The sequence below is a fragment of the Capnocytophaga sp. oral taxon 324 str. F0483 genome, assembly GCF_000318315.2.
GTDB lineage: Bacteria > Bacteroidota > Bacteroidia > Flavobacteriales > Flavobacteriaceae > Capnocytophaga > Capnocytophaga ochracea.
On sequence record NZ_KB291512.1, the window covers coordinates 1 to 7,935 of the forward strand.

Annotated in this window: 5 protein-coding genes and 1 tRNA gene; 1 reads left to right on the forward strand and 5 read right to left on the reverse strand. The window is 41.1% G+C overall.

What is annotated here, in order from left to right; all coding sequences use genetic code 11:
• Positions 1-359 precede the first annotated feature (359 nt).
• Positions 360-433 (reverse strand) — tRNA-Ile (locus HMPREF9072_RS04690).
• Between the two features lie 176 nt (positions 434-609).
• Between HMPREF9072_RS04690 and HMPREF9072_RS04695 the strand changes: the two genes are divergently transcribed.
• Positions 610-2,784: a S9 family peptidase gene (locus HMPREF9072_RS04695; RefSeq protein ID WP_009410787.1), complete on the forward strand. Its 2,175-nt coding sequence runs from the start codon at positions 610-612 to the stop codon at positions 2,782-2,784.
• Between the two features lie 65 nt (positions 2,785-2,849).
• Here HMPREF9072_RS04695 and murF read toward each other — a convergent pair whose 3' ends face one another.
• The 4 genes from murF to HMPREF9072_RS12490 form a co-directional block, all read right to left on the reverse strand.
• Complete coding sequence (gene murF, locus HMPREF9072_RS04700) at positions 2,850-4,184, reverse strand: UDP-N-acetylmuramoyl-tripeptide--D-alanyl-D-alanine ligase (RefSeq protein ID WP_009410788.1); 1,335 nt, start codon at positions 4,182-4,184, stop codon at positions 2,850-2,852.
• A 142-nt stretch (positions 4,185-4,326) separates the two neighbouring features.
• A complete protein-coding gene (gldJ, locus tag HMPREF9072_RS04705) occupies positions 4,327-5,994 on the reverse strand; it encodes a gliding motility lipoprotein GldJ (protein ID WP_009410789.1) in 1,668 nt (555 codons plus the stop codon).
• Between the two features lie 202 nt (positions 5,995-6,196).
• Positions 6,197-7,231, reverse strand: a complete 1,035-nt coding sequence (locus HMPREF9072_RS04710; protein ID WP_002674226.1) for an inorganic phosphate transporter — start codon at positions 7,229-7,231, stop codon at positions 6,197-6,199.
• A gap of 285 nt (positions 7,232-7,516) precedes the next feature.
• Positions 7,517-7,935 (reverse strand): lipocalin family protein (locus HMPREF9072_RS12490; RefSeq protein ID WP_009410790.1); only part of this gene is annotated, 419 nt, incomplete at its 5' end.

The window sequence follows — 7,935 nt, forward strand, 5'->3', positions numbered from 1 at the left end:
TACACATACCCAGCTGTCGCTGGCTACCTCCAAAAGGGGAACTGTGACGAGTCTTTTATTCGGTAAGCCCCCGAACCCCCGAAGGGGGACAAGCTGGGAAAGGTGATGAACCTCTCCCTTCTCACATACTCCGCTCTCGCGGACTTCCGTTCAAAGGGGAAATGTGGTGACTAATAGGGGGTTGTAAAAGGTTTTAGAGAGGTTAGGAGGAACCAAATGGGCACGAGCTACAAGCTCGCGCCAGCGATAGGACAGCGAAAAAAAGGGTGGTGTGTGGTGATGGAATATGTAGTTAAACCGAAGTTGGGGTATAATAAAAAAGCACTTACAAACGTTTGTAAGTGCTTTTGTTTTGAGGGTGGTCCCAGTTGGGCTCGAACCAACGACCCTCTGATTATGAGTCAGATGCTCTAACCAGCTGAGCTATGAGACCTGTCTGTTTTTAATTAAGACGGTGCAAAAGTAGTATTTAAAAATGAATTGACCAAATTTATAGGGATTTTTTTCGAGAAAAAGGGTGAAAATAAGTGGTGAAGGCTTTGGCTATTTGAAGAGAATGTTTTATTTTTGCGCTGTAAAAACAATTCATTACATTGGTAAAACTGAATTATGAAAAGAGTTATTACTTCGCTATTCGTAGCTTTTATTACGCTTTCGGCGTTAGCTCAAGACCGTAAACTGACGGTTGCCGAAGCGGTTTTTCACGCGGTACAAGACCCTTCTTCTGAAATGGGATACCGCTTGCTCTCTCCTGAAACTTTGGATAATTTGCAGTGGATTGAGGGCACTGACCTGTATCTGTACAGCAAAGGTGATACGTATGAGATTTTCAACCCCAAAGGTGAAAAAGTGGGCGCTATTGGCAGTGAGCTCACAATGGGGTTTGAGTGGTTGCAAAGCTACTTGCGAAACAGCGGTTCGTTGCCTCCTATCACCTATATCGGTAAAGAGGAAATGGTTTTAAAAGTGGATAATACTTATTACCGTTACAATTACGAGCGCAAGAATGTGCTCAGTAGTATCACGCTACCCAAAGGGGCTGAAAACGCTGAATACAATCCTCTTACAAAATCGGTGGCATATACCTTAGATAATAATTTGTATTTGGCTACTGAAAAGAATGAAAAACAAGCGGTTACTGCTTTTACTGATGCGAATATTGTAGCGGGTAAATCGATTCACCGCAACGAATTTGGCATTAATAAAGGTATATTCTTTTCGCCTAAGGGCAATTATTTAGCTTTTTATCAGAAAGACGAAAGCAAGGTGGCTGATTACCCTTTGGTGGATATTACCACTACTCCTGCTACCTTAAAAGCGATTAAATACCCGATGGCAGGTCAGCCGAGCGAGCAGGCAGCAGTAGGGATTTACGATTTCCAAAGCGGGAAGGTTTCTTATTTAGACATCAACACTACCGATGAGCACTTTCTCACGAATTTGGCTTGGAGCCCTGATGAGCGATATATCCTTTTGGCGGAAGTAAACAGAGCGCAGAACCACTTTGCCTTAAACCGTTACGACGCACGTACGGGCAAAAAGGTAAATACAATTTTTGAAGAGCGCAACGCTAAATGGGTAGAGCCCGAAAAGCCTGCTGTGTTCTTGCCGAACAACGCAAATGAGTTTTTATGGCTAAGCGAGCGCGATGGTTTTACAAATGTATACCATTACAATGTGAATGGCAAACTCATTAAGCAAGTCAGCAATTTCCGTTGGGTAGTGCAAGATATTTTAGGTTTCGACGCGCAAGGGAAATACGTATTTATCACCGGTACAGGTGCTGACCCACGTGAGCAACATTGCTTTAAGATAGAGCTTAAAAACCCTAAAAAGGTGAATACTCTTACTCCCGAAGCAGGAACTCATAACGTACAGCTGAGCAGTGACGGGAAATATCTTTTGGATAGCTATAGCAGTATCAGCGTTCCACAAAATATAGACCTTGTAAGTACGGATAAAGGCAGTAGACAGCATTTGCTTACGGCTAAGAATCCGCTGGAAGGTATTGCGGTAGGCACCACCGAGTTTGTAACGCTGAAAGCCGAAGACGGTACACCTCTTTACGGTAAATTGCACAAACCTAAAACTTTTGACCCTAACAAAAAGTACCCTGTGCTGATTTATGTATATGGAGGACCACACGCCCAACAGGTGAAAAACGAATGGTTGGCAGATACTTACTTGTGGTTACACGCTTTTGTAGAAAACGAACAGTATATTGTGTTTACCTTAGACAACCGCGGTAGTGAAAACAGAGGTTTTGCTTTTGAGAGCGTAATCCACCGCCGTTTGGGAGAAATAGAGGTAAAAGACCAGCTTAAAGGGGTGGATTATTTGAAGAGTCTGCCTTATGTAGATGGCAATAGGATAGCAGTACACGGCTGGAGTTTTGGAGGATTTATGGCTTCGAGCTTGCTCACTCGTCACCCTGAAATATTCAGAACTGCTGTGGCAGGAGGGGCTGTAACCGATTGGAAGTATTACGAAGTGATGTATGGCGAGCGCTATATGGATACCCCACAAGAAAACCCAGAGGGTTACGAGAATAGCCGAGTGGGCAAATACCTCACGAACTTGAAGCGCCCACTACTATTTATTCACGGCAGTGTAGACGATGTAGTAGTACCTCAGCACCTGATGAGTATTACACGTGAGTCTATCAAGAAAAACGACTTTATAGAGTTATTTATCTACCCGATGCACGCACACGGTGTACGGGGTACTGACCATATCAATCTTACAGAAAGAATTATTGATTATGTGAAGAAACACAATCAGTAGTTATCAGAGGATAAGCGAAGGGCTGTCGGCATTGCCGACAGCCCTTCGCTGTTTTTTTATGCTCTTTAAGAGTTGGCTATAAGTCTTTCTAAAGCCATTCCTCTTGAACCTTTGATGAGTATTAGGTTGTCTTGAAAAGAAAGATTCTTAAAGACTTCTCGGAATTCCTCAAAGGTTTCATACTGCGGATAAGGCGCTTTAGTTTGTTTAAAATTCTTTCCGATGAGGTAGATCCCTGCCCATTGGTGCTCTGTGAGTTTATCGACAATGCTTTGATGCTCCTGAGTAGCGTAATCGCCAAGCTCAAACATATCGCCGAGAATAAGCACTTTATTAGGGGAGCTGTTCATAGAAAGGAGATTATCGATAGCAGCAGTCATACTGCTAGGATTGGCGTTATAGGCGTCGAGCAAAACTGTATTACTACCCCATTCCAATAGCTGACTGCGATTGTTTTGAGGAATATAGCTCTCTATGCCCTTCTGAATAGCCTTTGTAGAGAGTTTAAAGTAGCGCCCAAAAGCTACCGAAGCAGCAATATTAGTGAAGTTATAGCTCCCTACCAGATGAGAAGTTGCGACAGTGGGAGTATCAGTAAAGCCCTCTATATTGGCTGGGAATCCTTCTGTGGTGGTTTGTAGGGACGAGTCAGCAAACTGTATTTTCACGGGTTGAGTACTGAGACATTGCACAGAGACGTTTACCCCTTCGCCTACTCCAAAACTATATACATTATTATAGTTTCCCAAAAGTGCTTCGGTGATAGGATTATCGGCATTGGCAATAATGGTTTTATGGTGTGCTTTGAGGTAATCATAGAGCTCGCCTTTGGTTTTTATGACGCCTTCAAAAGAACCAAAGCCTTCTAAATGCGCTTTACCAATACTGGTAATATAGCCATAGTCGGGTTCAGCAATAGAACATAGGAAGGCAATTTCACCGGGGTGATTGGCACCCATCTCCACAATAGCAATATCGGTTTCTGGTTTAATTGTGAGCAAAGTGAGAGGTACTCCTATATTGTTGTTTAGGTTGCCTTGTGTAGCTACTATGTTCAGTTGTTGTGATAATACCGACTTGATAAGCTCCTTTGTGGTGGTTTTCCCATTGCTACCGGTAATACCAATAACGAGTGTTTTTAGCTTCCTGCGGTGATAAGTAGCGAGCTGTTGGAGTGTAGTGAGGACATCGTCTACCAAAAGTGTTTTATCGGCGATGTGATAAGCAGGGTCATCAATTACTGCATAACAGGCTCCTTTGGCAAGAGCTTCTTGAGCAAAGGTGTTACCGTTAAACGAAGCTCCTTTTAAGGCAAAGTAAATACTATTAGGTGTTATATTGCGGGTATCAGTACTTACGCCCGCTGAAGTTATATATCTTTGATAAAGCTCTTCTATCATAAACTATTAGTTCTTTTATAATGCAAAACTACAGCGTTTTTTTGAGTTAAACAAATTGTTTCTCTTACTTTCTGTAAAAAAAGAAAAGAGCCCTCTTGAAAAGTTCAAGAAGACTCTTTGCCTATGAAATATTTTATGGTTTTTATCCTTTAGGAGTTTTATGGTTCTTTTTGGCTTTTGAACCTACACGGCTCATAGCGTTGCGGAACCCTATATAATCGGTAGCGATGTACTGAGGTAAGAAACGACGTTGTGCTGGGTCAAGCCAATAAGCACGGTCTCTCCAAGAACCTCCTTTGTATACGCGTACTTCGTCGTCGATAAGTGAAGTGCGGTCGTTAGAAGTATCATAACCCTTACCGCTGATATCGCTACCTGGTCTTTTAGGACGAGGAGCATTGTACATTGAGTTTGTATACTCTGAACCTTCTGCCATCAAGTCATTTTGGTTGCGATAGTTGCGTGTAGATGATTTATCACCATCGTGATAACTACGATTATCGGAGTGTGTAAAGTTATAACGCAAATAGGTTTCGTTTGAGTCGATAGGAACAGTAGCAAGGTTACCTGGCAAATTACGAGCGATAATTTTACCGTTCATCAAAGTGTCATACTTCACATTCTCAGGAGTTACTACTATTTGTTTTCCGTCTTCACTAATAGCGTGTTTCATATACACGTTACCGCGGTAATAGTTGAAATCTGTTATTTCATCATCAACAATAGGACGATAAACATCGGCTACCCACTCAGCTACGTTACCTGCCATATCATATAAACCAAAGTCATTAGGTGGATAAGTTTTAACTGCTACAGTAATATCACCTTTATCATCTGACCAACCTGCCAATCCACCGTAGTCACCTTTACCTTGTTTAAAGTTAGCTAAGAGGTCTCCACGAGTTCTACGTTTGGTAGAACGAGTGTATTGGCTATCCCAAGGGTATTTCTTTCTACCTTGCAATGAGTTATATTCACGAATACCACCCAAAGATTTAGCAGCATATTCCCACTCTACTTCAGAAGGCAAACGATACTCAGGCAATAAAATACCGCTAGTTTGTTTAGCATAAGTTGCTTCTCCTTCTTTATTGGTTTTCTTACCTCCCATTTCACCAGCTATCTTACCTCCGTAAGTTTGTGATGGAGCGTTCAGGTAAGTATCGGTACTAAATGTGCTAGTAGCATCTACTTGGTAACGAGCATCTTTTGCAAGATAACCATCACGTTCCAAGATTGCCTCGTTCACACGGTCAGTACGCCAAGAACTAAACTGTACTGCTTGCACCCAGTTTACCCCTACTACAGGATACTCAGCATAAGCAGGGTGACGCAAGTAATTGCTAACCATTGCTTCATTAGCACTTAGAGGGCTTCTCCATACTAAGGTATCAGGAAGGGCACCTATATATATATTTCTATATTGCTCTTCATCTGGTGGGAACACACGTTTTAACCAATCGAGGTATTCCATATACATCTTGTTGGTTACCTCTGTTTCGTCCATATAAAAAGACTGTACGTGTTGTTGGGTAGGTGTGTTATTCCAGTCGTGCATTATGTCGTCTTCCACCTGACCCATAGTGAAGGTACCTCCCTCAATGAGCACAAGACCAGGACCTGTCTCTTGGTCTTTAAAATCTGTATTGTATTGAAAACCACCTTCTTTCGCGTTGATTTTCCAACCTGTCGCACTCGATGTGTTCTTATCAGTCTTCTTGCCACAACCTGCGAGCAACAATCCTGCTAAGGCCATATAAACAGGTACTTTTAATAAATTTCTTTTCATAGTAAAAACACTTGTTAGCATAAAAATTCGGGCGCAAGATACTACTTTTTTTTAATGTAGTATCATCTTTTCTCAATTTTAACTATATATTAATATTCTATTTTTTGTGTATTTTTTATATATGTTTGATTTATAGTTTTATACACTCTATTCTCTCCTTTTCTTGTTTCTCATATTTCCTCTTCTCTCACCCTATTTTTTAACAATTCTTTAAGTATTTTGTTTATAACATTTGGTTCTTATCAGCTAAAAAAACCAATAACAACGACAAAAAGAACGCTATAATAGGTGCTATCATCCACATCGCAAAAAATCGCTTTACTTGAGTCTTGCGAAAAATATTCTTATGTCCCATTTTCGCTACGCCTATTCCTAAGATAGCTGCTACATTCACTTGTACCAATGAGGTGGGTATTCCTTTTACAACCGAAGCCAGCAACAACAAGCTCCCCGATATAAATGCGATAATCACCGCTTCAAACTTCCCAAAAAGTATTATTTCCTTCCCTGTATTCTTCAGTATCTTATGTCCAAAAAGCGAAGCGCCAATGCCAAAACACGGTGCTACCACCAAGGTAGCCAACATCAAAATAACAATATGGTCGCTCTCGCGAATGTGTAGCTCATTAATCGTCATTGTATACAAAGGTCCCGTCGCATTAGCTACGTTGTTAGAGCCTATCGCAAACGATACGTACAAAGCCATTATCACCAACGCTACATCCCAAATATGCTTCTTGTTCTCATTCTGCGCCCGCTGTATCGTCAGCCCTCGCCTGCGCATCGGTTGGTAAATGTATTTCCCCGCAAAATAACTCAGAAAATAAGCAATCACAGGCAATATAAACCACGCAGGTATAATCTCCATAAATAGCCTATTCGTGTCTAACTTCTCAAAATACAACGCTGGTGCCGCTAAGGCTAATACTGCTGCCTGACTGGTGGACTGCGGTATCCCGGAAATATTCGAAATAAGCATCGTTACCGCTATCGAAAATAAGGCTATCGATACCACCGTAAAATCCAAATACTCCGAGGGTAATATGCCACTCCCCATCGTACCTGCCGTTTTCTTCCCTGCCAAAAACGCCCCTACAAACACCATTATCCCAAATAACCCCGGGATAACAGTCTTTCTAATCACATTAGCGCCATAGCTTGCCGAGAATGCAGGAGCGGTACCGCTACCTCCCATCGTAATGGCTACTGCCATTGCAATGAGAAACGGAATAAGTAATTGGCTGTATATGGGTGTCATTCTTTATATCAGTTTTTCTCCGCAAAAGTATAAAATCTTTTTTAAATAACAATACTTTTTCTGCAAAAAAAAAGCCCGATATTACTATCGGACTTTTCCATTAACCAACCAAAACTTTAAATTATGAAAACTATTATTTGAAGTTTTACAATGAGCTACCACCCTCATTGCGTCGGCAAAGGTACGGCGTTTTTTTTAACTACCAAAATAATTCCAGAGTTTAACAAAACTTTAACGCACCTATAATGTTTTTATTACTGATTATCAGTGTTTCTTGTCTTACTTTTATTTCTTCTCCAATTTATTTATCTCCGCAAGTTCTGCCTCTGTAAGTTTCTTAAATGTATACTCATACGTTCCTTGATTATCGTCATCATCTTTATCTATAAATGAAATAACAAGCCTATTTCCTCTTACAAAAAAGTTCTCAGGAGTATCGTCTTTTTTAATAATCATACCATTAGAAGCAGTATAAGGCACCGCTCTGCCTTTTTCAAACTCGCAACGATTAGTATTACTATTGAAGCCAAAGTCATAATTAGTTACTGTATTGGCGGTATAAATATCTACTTGTTTATCTTCACAGGGTTCTTTTTCGATAGGTTGTCCATTAAAGGTAGCTTTTTCTATCTGCCACGCCCCTATGAGTGCTTTGGGGTCGGTAGTTTTTTCAGGAGCTTTATACTCCATCGCTCTAAGGGCTG

Bases quoted from the DNA above. Each gene is read 5' to 3' on its own strand.
- murF (WP_009410788.1), bottom strand. From the start codon at position 4,184: ATGATAGAAGAGCTTTATCAAAGATATATAACTTCAGCGGGCGTAAGT.
- HMPREF9072_RS04695 (WP_009410787.1), top strand. From the start codon at position 610: ATGAAAAGAGTTATTACTTCGCTATTCGTAGCTTTTATTACGCTTTCG.
- HMPREF9072_RS04710 (WP_002674226.1), bottom strand. From the start codon at position 7,231: ATGACACCCATATACAGCCAATTACTTATTCCGTTTCTCATTGCAATG.
- gldJ (WP_009410789.1), bottom strand. From the start codon at position 5,994: ATGCTAACAAGTGTTTTTACTATGAAAAGAAATTTATTAAAAGTACCT.